Origin of the sequence: Dyella sp. BiH032 (assembly GCF_031954525.1) — a bacterium.
Classification (GTDB): domain Bacteria; phylum Pseudomonadota; class Gammaproteobacteria; order Xanthomonadales; family Rhodanobacteraceae; genus Dyella_D.
The window spans coordinates 2596575-2611303 of sequence record NZ_CP134867.1; the positions used below are offsets into that span (position 1 = coordinate 2596575).

The following is a 14729-nucleotide window of genomic DNA, read 5'->3' on the forward strand; positions in this document are numbered from 1 at the left end:
GCCACGCTGAGAGAAGGAGGGAGGCGGGACAATCGGACGAAGGTACCAATTCGCGGAACGGGTTCGCGCGAGCGGAGGAGGGCATGCCGGCGGCCTGTGTTGTGCCGGACGCGACCGTGTGGCTACAGTCGGCCCGGCGAGCCGGGAAAGGGGCCGCCTGCCGATCCGCTTTCGGGGGAGAGCTGCCTTGAGGAAACTGTTCGCGCTTTGCCTGCTGGCCGCAGCGCCGCATGCCTTCGCCTGCGGCTGCTCGAAGCCGCATACGCCGGACGAGGTTCGCCATTTCACGCACATCTTCAAAGGCCAGGTCCAGTCGGTGAGGACCTCGTACGAGCACGGCTTCGTGCAGCAGACCGTGGGCTTCCTGGTGATCGAGCCGATCAAGGGGCCCGCCAGCGCATGGCTGGAAGTCTCTTTCGGCGAGCCGACCTCCTGCGACCTGGAAACCCCCGAGTTCAAGCTGGGGCAGGTGTATCTGATTTCGGATCACGATCGAGGAACGGTATGGCACACGTGGCCGCTGACTCAGCAACACACGGGGAACTACTGCAGCCTGAGGGAACGGGTTTCCGACGCCTGATGGCAGAGGCATGGCGATGACCGGCAAATCTATCCAACCCGCGCTACCCGGCTTCGTCGTCCTGCAGCAGACCGCCGCTGGCCACTGGCGCGTCCTCGGCGAGGTGCGCCGCAAGCCCGGCCTGACCGCCCAGGCCGCGCGCACGCAGGCCATCGCCGAGGCCACGGGCGGCAAGGCCAAGGCGGGCGAGACCTATGCGGCGGTGCTGCGCAGCGAGTGGCTGGTGGCGCAGAAGTGGGATCCGCCGGCATAAAGCGCACCACCGCCTCGGCGCTTGCGGGGCGGCCATGCGATCATGCCGCATGACCGCCTTCTCCACGCTCCCCCTCAAGCCCGCCCTGCTGGCCAGCATCGACACGCTTGGCTACGGCGAGATGACCCCCGTCCAGGCCCAGAGCCTTCCCCCCATGCTCGATGGCCGCGACGTCATCGTCCAGGCCCAGACCGGCAGCGGCAAGACCGTGGCCTTCGGGCTGGGCCTGCTGCAGGCGCTGAATGTGGAGACGATCCGCCTGCAGGCGCTGGTGCTGTGCCCGACGCGCGAGCTGGCCGACCAGGTAAGCAAGGTCATCCGTAAGCTCGCCGCCAATATTCCCAACGTGAAGCTGCTGACCTTGTGCGGCGGCATGCCCCTGGGGCCGCAGCTGGCCTCGCTGACGCATGATCCGCACATCGTGGTCGGCACGCCCGGGCGCATCCAGGAACACCTCAAGCGCGGCAGCCTGCATGGCGGCGGCATCCAGGTGCTGGTGCTGGACGAGGCCGACCGCATGCTGGACATGGGTTTCAGCGATGCCATCGACGACATCGTCGGGCGCATCGCCAAGCACCACCAGACGCTGCTGTTCTCCGCCACCTATCCGGAAGGCATCCGCGATGCCAGCCGGCGGTTGCAGCGCGATCCGGTCGAGATCACCGTCGAAGCGCCGGCCGACAGCCGCCCCGCCATCGAGCAGCAGTTCATCGAAGTGGATCCTGCCCGCAAAGTGGACGCGCTCGCCCAACTGCTCGCCGGCGAACGCGGCCAGCACGCGCTGGTGTTCTGCAACATGCGGCGCGACGTGGACGCGGTGACGGAAGAACTGGACCGCCGCGGCTTCTCCGCGCTGGCCCTGCACGGCGACATGGAGCAGCGCGACCGCGACGAGGTGCTGGTGCAGTTCGCCAACCGCAGTTGCGCCGTGCTGGTGGCCACCGACGTGGCGGCGCGCGGGCTGGACATCGCCGCGCTGCCCCTGGTGGTAAGCTACGACGTCGCCCACGATCCGGACACGCACACGCATCGCATCGGCCGCACCGGCCGGGCGGGGCAGGCGGGGTTGGCGATCACGCTGTGCACGCCGCGCGAGAAGCCGAAGGCCGAGAACATCGAGCAGGTCCTCGGTGCGCCGCTGCCGTGGCGTCCGCTGAAGCTGGCGCCGCCGCGCGGCAAGACCCTGAACCTGGCGCCGATGAAGACCCTGGTGATCGACGCCGGCCGCCAGGATAAGCTGCGCCCCGGCGACATCCTCGGCGCGCTCACCGGCGACGCGGGCCTGAAGGCGGACGACGTCGGCAAGATCGACGTGTTCGCCACCCGCGCCTACGTGGCCGTTCACCGCGGCGTGGCGAACAAGGCGCTGGAGCGGCTGCGTGCCGGCAAGATCAAGGGGCGCAATTTCCGCATCCGCACGCTCGGGTAGCGGCGGACGCGGCATCGATCATCGAACCATTGGCATGGGGACGACATGCATACGAACGACGAAGCGCTCAAGCGCGGCCTGCAGGAACGCCACATCCGCCTGATGGCGCTGGGTTCGGCCATCGGCGTGGGCCTGTTCCTGGGCTCGGCCAATGCGATCAAGCTGGCCGGACCGGCGATCCTGCTGTCCTACGTGCTGGGCGGCCTGGCGATCTTCATCATCATGCGCGCGCTCGGCGAGATGGCCGTGCACAACCCGGTGGCCGGTTCCTTCAGCCGCTACGCGCAGGATTACCTCGGGCCGCTGCCCGGCTTTCTCACCGGGTGGAACTACTGGTTCATGTGGCTGGTGACCTGCATCGCGGAGATCACCGCGGTGGGCATCTATATGCAGGTGTGGTTTCCGGACGTGCCGCAATGGATATGGGCGTTGGCGGCGCTGGCGGCCATGGGGGCGGTGAACCTGGCGGCGGTCAAGGCCTACGGCGAGTTCGAGTTCTGGTTCGCGATGATCAAGGTCGTGACCATCGTGCTGATGATCGTCGGCGGCGGCGCGATGATCGTGTTCGGCCTGGGCAACGGCGGGATCGCCACGGGCATCAGCAACCTGTGGACGCACGGCGGCTTCATGCCCAACGGTTTCAAGGGCGTGCTGATGGCCCTGCAGATGGTGATGTTCGCCTACCTCGGGGTGGAGATGATCGGCCTCACCGCGGGCGAGGCGGACAAGCCGGAGAAGTCGATTCCCGATGCGATCAACTCCGTGTTCTGGCGCATCCTGATCTTCTACGTGGGCGCGCTGTTCGTGATCCTCTCGCTCTATCCCTGGAACGAGCTGGGCACGCACGGCAGTCCGTTCGTGATGACGTTCGAGCGGCTCGGCATCAAGTCCGCCGCGGGCATCATCAACTTCGTGGTGCTCACCGCCGCGCTGTCTTCCTGTAACGGCGGCATCTACAGCACCGGACGCATGCTGTACAACCTCGCCGGGCAGGGCCAAGCGCCCCGCGCGTTCGCGGTGACCTCGCGCAGCGGCATTCCGTATCGCGCGGTGCTGGTCTCGCTGGTCGCTCTGCTGTTCGGCGTGCTGCTGAACTACCTGGTGCCGGCGAAGGTGTTCGTGTGGGTGACCTCGGTGGCGACTTTCGGCGCCATCTGGACCTGGGGCGTCGTGCTGGTCACGCAGATGAAGTTCCGCCGCAGCCTGAGCCCGGCGGAGCGCGATCGCCTGGTCTTCCGCATGCCGGGTTTTCCCTATGCCTCGTGGCTGGCGCTGGCGTTCCTGGTGCTGGTGGTCGGGCTGATGGCGTACTTCCCCGACACGCGGGTCGCGCTAGTGGTAGGACCGCTGTGGCTGGTGCTGCTCGCGGTACTGTATGCGGTGTGCGGGTTGGGCAAGCGCAGCGTGGTGGAAGCCGCCGGTTGACTTCCATTCAACCGGCCAGCCTCGCCGCGAGCATGGCCTTCACCGACGGCCATTCCTCCCGCACGATGCTGTAGAACGCGGTATCGCGCGGCTGGCCGCCGGGTTCGAGCTTGTCCTTGCGCATGACGCCTTCGAAGGTCGCGCCGATCTTCTCCAGCGCGCGGCGGGAGCGCCCATTGTCGGCCTTGGCGCGGAACTGCACCCGGTTGGCGTCGAGCGTCTCGAAGCAGTACGCCAGCAGGAGCTGCTTGCATTCGGTATTGATGCCGCTGCCCCAGAACGCGCTCGCGATCCAGGTGACGCCGATCTCCAGCTTCTTGTCCTGGGGATGGATGTCCAGGAAGCGCGTGGTGCCGACGATCCGTCCGCTGCCGGCGAGGCACACCAGGAATGGGTAGGCTTTGCCGAGTTCGCGGTCGCGCAATGCCGCGCGAAAGTTGGGATAGAAGATCGCCGGATCCGAGTAGTCGACCGAGGTCAGCCGCCACATCTCGCGATCGCCCGCGACCGCGAACAGAGCGTCCAGCGTGTCTTCTTCGAGGGGGCGCAGTTCGACCCTGCGGCCGGCGAGCGCGAGGGGATGGGCAATCCAAGTAGGCAAGGCGCACCTGTCGGCGAGGTCGGAAGGCTGCGCATTGAACCTCGGTCGCATGGCTTTTCCGCGGCAGGGCGAAGGCCGCGGCGAGGTGCGTTGCGCCTGCCCGCATCGATGGGCGTATCCTGGCGGCCGCCATCCGGCAGCTTCCCGCGAACGCAAGAGTCCGTTGCTTGGCCAAGCAGACCCACCACGTCGTGCCGTACCGCTCGCGCCTGCCGGGCGTGGAAGCCTTTTCGCTGCTGAGCGAACGCGCCTTTCCGCGCCATGCGCACGATCACTACGGGATCGGCGTGCTCACCGCGGGTGCGCAGAAGTCGTGGAGCGGGGTAGGGGCGGTGGAGTCCGCGGCGGGCGATGTGATCATGGTGAACCCCGGCGAGATGCACGATGGCGCGCCGATCGGCGGCGCACGCGGTTGGCATATCGTCTACCTCGACCCTGAGCTGATCGCGCGCGAACTCGCCGGCGAGCCGGGCGGCGACGCCGTCTTTCGGCCGGTAGCGCACGACCGGCACCTCGCTGGCGACATCATGCGATGGCTGGCGGCGCTGCGGGATCCGGCGCTGGATGCGGCGGCCGAGGAGCTATTGCTGGCCTGCCTGGCGCGCGTGGTCGGCCGGCACTGCCTCAGTGGCGGCCGGCGGCCAGGACGGTCGCCGCCCATTGTCCGCGCGGTCGAATGGATCGAGGCCGCGCCGGAAGCGGACACCCCCCTCGCCGAACTGGCCGCATCGTGCGACCTCAGCCGCTTCCAGCTGATCCGCGGCTTCATGCGCGACGTGGGTACCACGCCGCATGCCTATCGCCTGCAGTTGCGCGTGCGGCTCGCCCGCCGTCACCTGGCGGAAGGACAGGCCGTGGCCGACGCCGCGCTGTTGGCCGGCTTCGCGGACCAGAGCCATCTCACCCGCGCCTTCGTGCGCCAGTTCGGCATCACGCCGGGGCGCTACCGGGCCATGCTCGGCTGAGGCGGCGCGCGCGCACTTTCGTTCAAGACCGCGCATGGCGTGCGCCGGGAAGCTGGGGCCTTTCCCGGGAGACACCGCCATGATCCTCGTTCCCGCCGCGAACGCCGGCTTCCTGCTCACCTCGCTGCTGGTGGTGGCCTCACCGGGCACCGGCGTGCTCTATACCGTCTCGACCGGCTTGTCGCGCGGCACGCGCGCCAGCCTGGTGGCGGCGTTCGGTTGCACGCTGGGTATCGTGCCGCATCTGCTGGCCGCGGTCTTCGGGCTGGCGGCGGTGTTCCGCGCCAGCCCATTTGCCTTCGAGGCACTGAAGTACCTCGGCGCGGGCTATCTGCTCTACATGGCGTGGCGCACCTGGCGCGATCGCGGCGCGCTGGAGCCGGCGGAGCCGGTGGCCGCGCGCACGCCATGGCAGACGATCGCTTCGGCGGTCCTGCTCAACCTGCTTAATCCCAAGCTGCCGATCTTCTTCCTTGCGTTCCTCCCGCAGTTCATCGCTCGGGACGCCCCGGCACCGGTGACCGCGCTGCTGATGCTCGGCGCGGTCTTCATGTTGATGACGCTGGCGGTGTTCGCGGTGTACGGCGTGTTCGCGTCCTTCATGCGCGCGCGGGTGCTGGCGTGTCCGCGGGTAACGGCGTGGCTGCGGCGCGGTTTCGCCGCCGGTTTCCTGGCGCTGGGGCTGAAGCTGATGCTGACCGGCAGCCGGTCGTAGGCGAGGAAGGTGCCGCGGCGCGCATCAGCGGTTCATGCGCTCGGCCAGCGCCATCGCGTCGAAGGGTGCATGGACCTTCTGGTCGTTGTCGAAATACACATAGACGTCGCGCGACTTGCGCGCGGGCGGGGAGGTCTCCGGCGCGGCCAGCCGCGCATCCCGCGGCTGCGAACCTTTCATCCATGCCTGCAGGCGCCGCGCCCAGGCGCGCAAGGCGGCGGGGCCGTAGCCGCTGGCGTACAGCTCTTCGTCGCCGTGCAGCCGCAGGTACATGAAGCCCGCGGTGACGTCCTCCAGCAGCGGCCAGCGGCCGGCGGTGTCCGCCACGACCAGCGCCACGCCATGGCGCCGCAACTGCGCGATGAAGGCCGGGTCGCGGAAACTCTCGTGCCGCACTTCCATCGCATGGCGCAGCCGGCGGCGGCGATCGGTATCCCAGGCCATGCGGTCCTTCGGCAGGTCGCCGTGGCGGCGGGCGAGCGCGGCGGCCTGTTCGGTGTCGGCGGGCAGCTGGCGCAGGAAGTCCTCCAGCACGTCCTCGCGATAGCGCAGGCTGGGCGGCAGCTGCCACAGGATCGGCCCGAGCTTGTCGCGCAGGCACAGCACGCCGGAGGCGAAGAAGTTGGCCAGGCCTTCTTCGGCGTTGCGCAGGCGGCGGATGTGCGTGATGTAGCGCGGCGCCTTCACCGCGAACACGAAGCCGCGCGGGGTATCGTCGCGCCATCGCGCATAGCTCGACGGACGCTGCAGGCTGTAGAACGAGCCGTTGATCTCGATGCTCGCCAACTGGCGCGAGGCATAGGCCAGCTCGTGCTTCTGCGCCAGGTCGTCCGGATAGAACACGCCGCGCCACGGCGCATAGCGCCAGCCGGAGATGCCGATGCGCGCCTTCGCCACAGGCGTCTCCCGTCAGCGGATACCGGTGTCGCGCTTGGCGGCTTTGTCCGTGCTCTTCTCGCCTTCGCGGATCTTGCGGTCGCGGTCTTTCTGTCCGGGGCGGTCCTGGCGGGCCACGGCGTTGACGTTGCGGTCGCCGCTGCCGTGCGGGCGGTTGGCGGGGGGCTTGGGCATGGTCGCTACCTCTTGCTCTCGTGGTCGTCGTCCGCGCCGAACAGCCCGGCGAGCACCTGGCGCGCGGTCTGCCGCGCCACTGCTTCGCGATCGGTATCCGGGCCGGCCAGCGCGGCCATGTAGGCACGCGCCTGTTCCCATTTCACATGGGGCGGCAGGGGCGGCACGTTGGGATCGGTGAGGGCTTCCAGCACCACCGGGCGATCCGCGGCGAATGCCTCGCGCCATGCACCGGCGATCTGTTCCGGCCGGTCCACGCGGATGCCGCGGAAGCCGAGCAGCTCGCCGTAGCGCGCATAAGGGAATGGTTCCACGTCCTGCGCCGCGTCGAACTTCGGGTCGCCGGCCAGCACGCGCTGCTCCCACGTCACCTGGTTCAGGTCATGATTGAATACCACGAGCACCACGAAGCGCGGATCGCTCCAGCGCCGGCAGTACTGCTTGACGGTGATCAGCTCCGCGTTGCCATTCATCTGCATCGCGCCATCGCCGACGATGGCCAGCACCGGCCGGTCCGGCCAGGCCATCTTCGCGGCGATGGCGTAGGGCAGGCCGCCGCCCATCGTGGCCAGGCCGCCGGACAAGGAGGCCATCATGCCGTCGCGCAGCTTTACGTCGCGCGCGAACCAGCCGGTGTGCGAGCCGCAGTCGCCGCAGAGGATGGCGTTGTCCGGCAGGCAGGCGGACAGCTCCCAGAACACGCGCTGCGGGTTGATCGGGTCGGCCTCGGCCATGGCACGGCCTTCCAGCAGCCGCCACCATTTGCGCACGTCGAGCTCGATGCGCTCGCGCCAGTCGGGGTTGCGCTTCTCGCTCAACAGCGGCAGCAAGCGGCGGATCACTTCGGCGGCGTCGCCCACCAAGTTCACTTCCGACGGATAGCGCAACGACATGTTGCGCGGCGCGAGGTCGATCTGCACCGCGCGCGCCTGGCCGTCGGCGGGCAGGAATTCCGAATACGGAAAGGTGGTGCCAATCATCAGCAGCGTGTCGCAGCCATTCATCAGATGCCAGCTCGGCTTGCTGCCCAGCAGGCCGATGGGGCCGGTCACGTAAGGCAGATCGTCCGGCAGCACGGCCTTGCCGAGCAGCGCCTTCGCCACGCCGGCATCCAGCCGCAGGGCCAGCTCGCGCACCTCCGCGCCCGCGCCCAGCGCGCCGGCGCCGACCAGGATGGCGACCTTGCTGCCCGCGTTGATCACCGAGGCGGCGCGCTCCAGTTCCATCGCCGTCGGCTGCGGATGGGGCGTGGCCAGCCCCACGCCGGAGTACACGCTGCCGTGCTCGCGCGGCGGGCTGGGCACGGCCGGCATCAGCTGCAGGTCGTGCGGCACGATCACGCAGGTGACGGCACGCTCGGCGTGCGCGATGCGGATCGCGCGATCCAGCACGTGGCGTACCTGCGCCGGCGTCGTCACGGTCTGCACATAGGCGGCGACGTCCTTGAACAACGCCTGCAGATCCACTTCCTGCTGATAGTCGCTGCCGAGCGCCGAGCGTGCCTGCTGTCCGACGATCGCCACCACCGGCATGTGATCGAGCTTGGCGTCGTACAGCCCATTGAGCAGATGCACCGCGCCCGGCCCCGACGTGGCCAGGCAGACGCCGACCTGCCCGGTGAACTTGGCGTGCGCGCAGGCCATGAATGCCGCCATTTCCTCGTGGCGCACCCGGACGTAATCGAACCGGTCGGCGGCACGGCCCATGGCGCCCATGATTCCGTTGATGCCGTCGCCCGGATAGCCGAACACGCGCTTGATGCCCCAGGCGCTGAGGCGTTCGAGCATGAAGTCGCCGACGGTGGAGTGAGTATGCATGCCGCCGCAGTCTGGCCATGCGCGGCTCAAGCGGACGGCACGTGTCCGTGAACGGACTGGTGCACGCGATCGGTGCGTGTCGCGCTGCCGACAGCGTCGCGCAAGAAAATGTCGTCGCGCCTTTCACGACCGGCCAACATCGCGTCGACTTCCCGCTGACTAGATTCCGATCTCACATGGACAAAGGGAGCCCACGCATGAATGAAGCAAACAGGCAGATGACCGTCCGCGTCGCGGCCAGGAGCTCGGCGGCCGTGCTGCTTGCCTGCGCCTGCGGCACGGCCGCGGCACAACAATCGCCCGCGCTCGACAATGTGAGCGTGTGGCTGGGCGGCTTCTACGCGAACACCGACACGAAGGTCAGCGCAAGCGATCCCAACAACCAAGTCAACGGCCACGTCAATCTGGAGGACGACCTGGGCTTTCCGGACCACAAGTTCAGCCCGCGTGCGCGCGTCGACGTGCTCTTGGGCGAGCACCAGGGTTTCTCGTTCGATTACTACTCCATCAACCGCAAGGAAACCCGCTACCTGAGCCGGGCCATCGATTATCGCGGCGTGACCTACGCGGCCTCGGCCAAGGTCAGCGGCAAGCTGAACTTCGATTTCGGCAGTGCCGCCTACCGCTGGTGGATCGGTCATGGCAACGGCGTGTTCGGCATCGGCGTGGGCGCGGCCTACTACGGGGTCAGTACGCGCCTGAGCGGCGAGGCGAGCGCGCTGGGCGAGACAGCGCAGGCCTCCACGCACAGCGACGACAATGCCTGGGCGCCGATGCTGCAGCTGGGCTGGCGTTATGCGGTGAACGACCAGTTCCGCATCTACGTCGACGCTTCCGGCGTGAAGAAGAACGGCGGCAAGCTGGCCGGCCATATCTACAACGGCGCGGTGGGCGCCGAATGGTTCCCGTGGAAGAACGTCGGCTTCGGCGCCGAGTACGGCTACACCAAGATCAAGATCCGCCAGCACCATCGCAACTACAACGACGGGCTGGACATGAAGGTCAACGGGCCCTCGCTGTTCGTGCGCCTGCGGTTCTGATCCGATCCAGAGCGGCCCCGCCCCGGAGCGGCCCGGGGCGGGAATGGGCCTGCCGGCGCTCAGCGCCGGCGGTGCCCCGCACGCTTGGTCGCAGTCTTGCGCGTCGCGCCGCCTGCCTTGCCGCGCGCGGCCTTCTTGGCCGCGGATTTCGCCGCCGATTTGGTCGAGGTTTCCTTGGCCGCCGACTTGGTGGCGGACTTGGCCGGCGTGCGGCGGTTCTCCGACAGGCTCTTCTGCAGCAGCGACATGAAGTCCACCACATTGGTGGCGGCCTCCTCGGCGGGCTCCTCTTCGCGTTCCACCGGCGTGACCACGCCCTTGGACTTCATCCGCTTCTCGATCGCCTTCTTCAGGCGGACGCGATACTCGTCCTTGTAGTCCGAAGCCTTCCAGGCCGCGGTCATGGCCTCGATCAGCTGTTCGGCCATGTCCATTTCTTTCTCTGAAATGCGGTAGTGCGAAGGCGCCGCGTCGGGGATGTTGTACTCGGAGACGTCGACCATTTCCTGCGGATAGCGCAGCAGCAGGAGATAGAGCGTCTTCTCCCGTGGCACCACGGCGCACAGGTATTCGCGCGAACGGATCACGACGCGCGCGATGCCGACGCGGTTGGTGCGCGCCAGGATCTCCCGCAGCAGCACGTAGCCTTTCTCGGCCTTTTTCGAGGGCACCAGCACGTAGGGCTTCTCGAAGTATTCCGGCCCGAGCGCGGCGGCATCGACGAAGGCTTCGATTTCCACCATTTCCTTGCTTTCGGAACGCGCGGCCTGGATGTCCTCCGGCTCCAGCACCACGTAGCTGCCTTTCTTGTACTCGAACGCACGCGCCACGTCCTTCCACGGCACTTCCTCGCCCGTTTCGGCGTTGACGCGTTCGTAGCGGATGGGGGCGTTGTTGCGGGAGTCGAGCATGCGGAAGTGCAGGTCGACGTTGCGCTCTGCGGGCATCAGCGACATGGGGATATTCAGCAGGCCGAAGGACAGGGAGCCGTTCCAGAGAGGGCGTGGCATGGCGGATCTCGTGGTCTGTCGGGACAGCTAGCAAAGCCCGCGGAGAGTAAAGCGCGCGTGACCGCCGCGTAAGAAGCGCGGCATGCCTTCATGTCGACTTCCCAGTCACGGCCGCGCGACTAGGCTGGTCCCGACCGCCGGCGCGGGCCGCCGGCGCCACCGGTTCCCGGCATGAAACTGCAAGAGTACCGACGCAAGCGCAATTTCCGGCAGACCGCCGAGCCGCCGCCCGCCGCGCCGGCCAAGGCCGGCGGCAGCATCTTCGTGGTGCAGAAGCACGCGGCGCGGCGGCTGCATTACGACTTCCGCCTGGAAATCGGCGGCGTGCTCAAGAGCTGGGCCGTTCCGAAGGAACCCAGCTTCGATCCCGGCGTGAAGCGGCTGGCGGTCGAAGTGGAAGACCATCCGCTCGCTTACGCCGATTTCGAGGGCGACATCCCCAAGGGCAACTACGGCGCCGGCCACGTGGACTGCTACGACCGCGGCGTATGGTCGGCCGAAGGCGACGTCAACCAGCAGTTGCGCAAGGGACACCTGCACTTCACCTTGCATGGCCGCCGGCTGAAGGGCAGCTGGCACCTGGTGCGCAGCCACCGCAAGGAGCGGCAGCCGGCCTGGTTCCTGATCAAGGCGAACGACCGGTATGCGACGGAAGAGGGCGAGTCGCCGGCGCCCGCCGCCGGTGAGCGAAAGAAGAAAGCGGCGAAGGGAGCCTCCGCTGCGGCGCCGGCCGCCCCGCGGCGCGCGCGGGCCAAGCCGGCGCGGCGCTCTTCGCTGAAGACGCTCGCCAAAGAAGCTGCCGCGCTTCCAGGTGCACGCAAGGCCAGCATCGCCGCCGAATTCTTCGCACCCGAACTGTGTCGCCTGGTCGAGCAGCCGCCGCGCGGCGGGGACTGGCTGCACGAGGTCAAGTGGGATGGCTACCGCCTGCTGACCACGATCGCCGATGGCGAAGTGAAACTGTGGTCGCGCAACCGGATCGAATGGACCGCGCGCGTGCCCGGCATCGTGCAGGCGCTGGAGACGCTGGGCCTGGAAAGTGCGCGGCTGGATGGCGAATTGATCGCTGTGAAGGACGGCCACAGCGATTTCGGCCTGTTGCAGCAGGTGCTGTCCGGCGAAGCGCATTCGCCGCTGCTGTACGCCGTGTTCGACCTGATTCACCTGGAAGGCCATGACCTCAGCCGCGTGCCGCTGCGCGAGCGCAAGGACCTGCTGCAGCGCCTGATCGCCTCCGCGGATACCGGCGGACAGCTGATCTATAGCGCTCACCATGTCGGCGAAGGCGAGCAGATGATGGCGCTGGCCGAGCAGTGGAAGGTCGAGGGCATCGTCTCGAAATCCGCCGACTCGCCTTATCGCGGCGGCCGCGGCGACGACTGGCGCAAGGCCAAGCTGCTGCAGAGCGACGAGTTCGCGGTGGTCGGCTTCACGCCGGGCAAGGGGACGCGCGAGGGCTTCGGCTCGCTGCTGCTGGGGCGACCCAACGCGAAGGGAGGCTGGGACTTCGCCGGACGCGTGGGCACCGGCTTCGGTTCCGAACAGCTGCGCGACATGACCAAGCGCCTGCGCCGCCTGGTGCGGCGCGACCCGCCTGTGGTGCGCGAGACCATCGACCCGCTGCTGCGCCAGGCGACCTGGGTGACGCCGTCGATCGTGGTGGAAGTGTACTTCCGCGGCTACGGCAACCAGGGCCTGCTGCGGCAACCCAGCCTCAAGGCGGTGCGCATCGACAAGGACATCGCCGATCTCGGCCGGCCGGCCGCCGCGGCCGCCCCGAAGAAAGGCCGCAAGACGGCCGGCAAGCGCTCTCCATCCCCTGTGAAGGAGTCCCCCATGGTGACCATCACTCACCCCGACCGCGTGATCTTCGCCGACCTCGGCATCACCAAGCAGGACGTCGCCGACTACTACGAGGCAGTGATGCATGCGTTCCTGCCCGGCGTGGCGGGCCGGCCCGTGTCCGTGCTGCGCTGCCCCGAGGGCATCGCCGGCGATTGCTTCTTCCAGAAACACATGATGCAGGGCCTGCGCCGCGTGCGCGGCGCCAAGTTGAAGGAACAGCGCGGCGCCAGCGCGATCTACCTGTGCCCGGATGACGCCGACGCGGTGATGGAGCTGGTGCAGTTCGGCGTGATCGAATTCCATCCGTGGGGTGCGCTGGCCAGCGACCCGGAACACGCCGACGTGATGGTGTTCGACCTCGACCCGGCCCCGGACGTGGCGTGGCCGCGCGTGGTGGCCGCCGCGCGCCTGGTGCGCAAGCTGCTGGGGCAGGTGGGGCTGGAATCGTTCCTGCGCGTGACGGGCGGCAAGGGCCTGCACGTGGTGGTGCCGCTGCGCCCCGCGGCGCCCTGGGCATCGGTCAAGGGTTTCGCGCACGCATTCGCCGACGCGCTGGCGCGTGCATGGCCGGATGAGTTCATCGCGGTGGCGAGCAAGGGCCGCCGCGGCGGGTTGATCTTCGTGGATTACCTGCGCAATGCACGCGGCTCGACCAGCATTGCGTCGTACTCGCTGCGCGCGCGGAAAGGGGCGCCGGTGGCGGTGCCGGTCCGGTGGGAGGAACTGGGCAAGCTACCGGGCGGCGCGGCGTTCGATATCCGCACGGCGGTGCAGCGGTTGCGGCGGCAGCGGAAGGATCCATGGGAGGGGTTTGGGGAGGTGGAGCAGAGTGTGGAGGATGTGGATGCGAGTTTGTTGTCGATGTAGGGGGCGCTTGCGCGCTGTGTCTGCGACTGTGCTGTGTTGACTCGCGCGGCGCGCGCTGTGTCTTTGCTGGGATGTTGTCTCTGCGCGGGTTTTGCGTAGGCGCAGGCCGGACGGTCGCTCGGTTGCCGCGAGTGCGTCGCCAGTCTGGTCTCGCCCCTCGCGGGGCGAGGGATTTCGCTCTCCTGCCGGAGAGCGAGTTACTTCTTCTTGCTTGCCCATCCCCTCAAGGGGGACCACGAGAAGAAGTAACCAAGAAGAAGGGCCCCCTGCGCGGCGCCCTCCGCAGCCTACGCTGCTGCGGGTGCGTTGAGGGCTGGCCGGGCTTTTCGACAGGGCATTCATGCCCTGATCGAAAAGGCGGGGGCATCCTGCCCACGCCCGCCTGAGGCGGCCTGATCGTCCAGCCCTCACCGCCGCGAAGGGAACCCGGGAGAGCAAAAGCTCGCACTAGCTGTGCTTGCCGCGGTACCGCACTTCTCCTTCTCCCCTCCGGGGAGAAGGCGGGATGAGGGGCGGGTGCTCGCGGGAACGCGTGCCAACGCGAAAACAAAAGCCCCTCTCTTCCACAGAGAGGGGCCGGTTCAAGTTGCTCGATGAATTCGTGCTACATGCGCATCTCCTCACGCATGCAACATATGCTTCATCCGACTCATCTGGTCATGGCCGCTGCGCACGGAAACATTGGCGTTGGCGATGATGGCCTTGGTGTCGGAGGAGACGTCACTGTCCTCGAGGGCGTCTTCGAACTTGTGCTTGATATGGTCCTCGCCGCGCTCGACTTCTTCGACCACCGCCGTGTCGCTCTTGGCGAGGGTGTTGCGCAGGTTGACGAACATGCGGTGGGCGGAGGCCAGGACGGTGCCACTGTCTTCGGGCTTGCCGCCGAGGAAAGCGACGCGTTGCTGGAGTGTGCCCACCACCTGTTCGCGTTCGCTGGCGCGGTCGCGGAACAACCCGGCCAGCTGGGAACTCTTGGCGTCTTTTGCCGCTTCGGCGTAGCCGTCGGCGCTGTCCAGCGTGGTGGCGATCAGATCGTTGAGAACCTTGACGTCATGTTCGTTCGTAGTGGTCATGGGTAACCTCCAAAAGGGGGGATGAACAGTCCATCGGC

Annotated in this window: 14 protein-coding genes; 8 read left to right on the top strand and 6 right to left on the bottom strand. The window is 67.9% G+C overall.

The annotated features are described in order from the left end of the window. The first annotated feature begins 187 nt into the window (after window positions 1–187). From RKE25_RS11665 to RKE25_RS11680, 4 genes are read left to right on the top strand one after another with little or no spacing between them, the layout of a single operon-like run. On the top strand, window positions 188–580 hold the full coding sequence (locus RKE25_RS11665) for a hypothetical protein (RefSeq protein ID WP_311838269.1): 393 nt from the start codon (window positions 188–190) through the stop codon (window positions 578–580). Between the two features lie 16 nt (window positions 581–596). Then, the gene (locus RKE25_RS11670) at window positions 597–833 is read left to right on the top strand and encodes a hypothetical protein (protein WP_311838270.1); all 237 of its coding nucleotides are present in this window, start codon (window positions 597–599) and stop codon (window positions 831–833) included. A 49-nt stretch (window positions 834–882) separates the two neighbouring features. Next, window positions 883–2262 carry an ATP-dependent RNA helicase DbpA gene (gene dbpA / locus RKE25_RS11675; protein ID WP_311838271.1) on the top strand — a complete coding sequence of 460 codons (1380 nt, stop codon included), beginning with the start codon at window positions 883–885 and terminating at the stop codon, window positions 2260–2262. Window positions 2263–2307: 45 nt separating this feature from the next. Continuing rightward, window positions 2308–3687 (top strand): amino acid permease, encoded by a 1380-nt coding sequence (locus RKE25_RS11680; RefSeq protein WP_311838272.1) that lies wholly within the window; start codon window positions 2308–2310, stop codon window positions 3685–3687. 7 nt (window positions 3688–3694) lie between these two features. On the opposite strand, the gene RKE25_RS11685 is transcribed toward RKE25_RS11680, so the two are convergent. Beyond that, a complete protein-coding gene (locus RKE25_RS11685; RefSeq protein WP_311838273.1) occupies window positions 3695–4339 on the bottom strand; it encodes a GNAT family N-acetyltransferase in 645 nt (214 codons plus the stop codon). 116 nt (window positions 4340–4455) lie between these two features. Between RKE25_RS11685 and RKE25_RS11690 the strand changes: the two genes are divergently transcribed. Beyond that, window positions 4456–5253 carry an AraC family transcriptional regulator gene (locus tag RKE25_RS11690; protein ID WP_311838274.1) on the top strand — a complete coding sequence of 266 codons (798 nt, stop codon included), beginning with the start codon at window positions 4456–4458 and terminating at the stop codon, window positions 5251–5253. 79 nt (window positions 5254–5332) lie between these two features. Continuing rightward, window positions 5333–5968, top strand: a complete 636-nt coding sequence (locus RKE25_RS11695; RefSeq protein WP_311838275.1) for a LysE family translocator — start codon at window positions 5333–5335, stop codon at window positions 5966–5968. 24 nt (window positions 5969–5992) lie between these two features. Here the strand turns inward: RKE25_RS11695 and RKE25_RS11700 are convergent, their stop codons facing one another. Genes RKE25_RS11700 through RKE25_RS11710 form a run of 3 tightly spaced genes read right to left on the bottom strand, consistent with a single transcriptional unit; the run spans window position 5993 to window position 8856 of the window. Beyond that, the gene (locus tag RKE25_RS11700) at window positions 5993–6865 is read right to left on the bottom strand and encodes a DUF72 domain-containing protein (RefSeq protein WP_311838276.1); all 873 of its coding nucleotides are present in this window, start codon (window positions 6863–6865) and stop codon (window positions 5993–5995) included. A gap of 12 nt (window positions 6866–6877) precedes the next feature. Next, complete coding sequence (locus RKE25_RS11705) at window positions 6878–7039, bottom strand: hypothetical protein (RefSeq protein ID WP_311838277.1); 162 nt, start codon at window positions 7037–7039, stop codon at window positions 6878–6880. Between the two features lie 5 nt (window positions 7040–7044). Continuing rightward, on the bottom strand, window positions 7045–8856 hold the full coding sequence (locus RKE25_RS11710; RefSeq protein WP_311838278.1) for a thiamine pyrophosphate-requiring protein: 1812 nt from the start codon (window positions 8854–8856) through the stop codon (window positions 7045–7047). A gap of 197 nt (window positions 8857–9053) precedes the next feature. Between RKE25_RS11710 and RKE25_RS11715 the strand changes: the two genes are divergently transcribed. Continuing rightward, window positions 9054–9896, top strand: a complete 843-nt coding sequence (locus RKE25_RS11715; RefSeq protein WP_311838279.1) for an outer membrane beta-barrel protein — start codon at window positions 9054–9056, stop codon at window positions 9894–9896. A gap of 59 nt (window positions 9897–9955) precedes the next feature. Here RKE25_RS11715 and RKE25_RS11720 read toward each other — a convergent pair whose 3' ends face one another. After that, window positions 9956–10906 carry a Ku protein gene (locus RKE25_RS11720; RefSeq protein ID WP_311838280.1) on the bottom strand — a complete coding sequence of 317 codons (951 nt, stop codon included), beginning with the start codon at window positions 10904–10906 and terminating at the stop codon, window positions 9956–9958. Between the two features lie 171 nt (window positions 10907–11077). On the opposite strand from RKE25_RS11720, the gene ligD reads away from it, so the two are divergent. Beyond that, on the top strand, window positions 11078–13618 hold the full coding sequence (gene ligD / locus RKE25_RS11725) for a DNA ligase D (protein WP_311838281.1): 2541 nt from the start codon (window positions 11078–11080) through the stop codon (window positions 13616–13618). Window positions 13619–14238: 620 nt separating this feature from the next. Here ligD and RKE25_RS11730 read toward each other — a convergent pair. Next, window positions 14239–14691 (bottom strand): PA2169 family four-helix-bundle protein, encoded by a 453-nt coding sequence (locus RKE25_RS11730; protein ID WP_311838282.1) that lies wholly within the window; start codon window positions 14689–14691, stop codon window positions 14239–14241. Window positions 14692–14729: the final 38 nt, after the last annotated feature.

Excerpts from the sequence above, each read along its gene's own strand:
- RKE25_RS11670 (WP_311838270.1), top strand. The coding sequence starts at position 597 with ATGACCGGCAAATCTATCCAACCCGCGCTACCCGGCTTCGTCGTCCTG.
- dbpA (WP_311838271.1), top strand. The coding sequence starts at position 883 with ATGACCGCCTTCTCCACGCTCCCCCTCAAGCCCGCCCTGCTGGCCAGC.
- RKE25_RS11680 (WP_311838272.1), top strand. The coding sequence starts at position 2,308 with ATGCATACGAACGACGAAGCGCTCAAGCGCGGCCTGCAGGAACGCCAC.
- RKE25_RS11685 (WP_311838273.1), bottom strand. The coding sequence starts at position 4,339 with ATGCGACCGAGGTTCAATGCGCAGCCTTCCGACCTCGCCGACAGGTGC.
- RKE25_RS11695 (WP_311838275.1), top strand. The coding sequence starts at position 5,333 with ATGATCCTCGTTCCCGCCGCGAACGCCGGCTTCCTGCTCACCTCGCTG.
- RKE25_RS11705 (WP_311838277.1), bottom strand. The coding sequence starts at position 7,039 with ATGCCCAAGCCCCCCGCCAACCGCCCGCACGGCAGCGGCGACCGCAAC.
- RKE25_RS11710 (WP_311838278.1), bottom strand. The coding sequence starts at position 8,856 with ATGCATACTCACTCCACCGTCGGCGACTTCATGCTCGAACGCCTCAGC.
- RKE25_RS11715 (WP_311838279.1), top strand. The coding sequence starts at position 9,054 with ATGAATGAAGCAAACAGGCAGATGACCGTCCGCGTCGCGGCCAGGAGC.
- RKE25_RS11720 (WP_311838280.1), bottom strand. The coding sequence starts at position 10,906 with ATGCCACGCCCTCTCTGGAACGGCTCCCTGTCCTTCGGCCTGCTGAAT.
- ligD (WP_311838281.1), top strand. The coding sequence starts at position 11,078 with ATGAAACTGCAAGAGTACCGACGCAAGCGCAATTTCCGGCAGACCGCC.
- RKE25_RS11730 (WP_311838282.1), bottom strand. The coding sequence starts at position 14,691 with ATGACCACTACGAACGAACATGACGTCAAGGTTCTCAACGATCTGATC.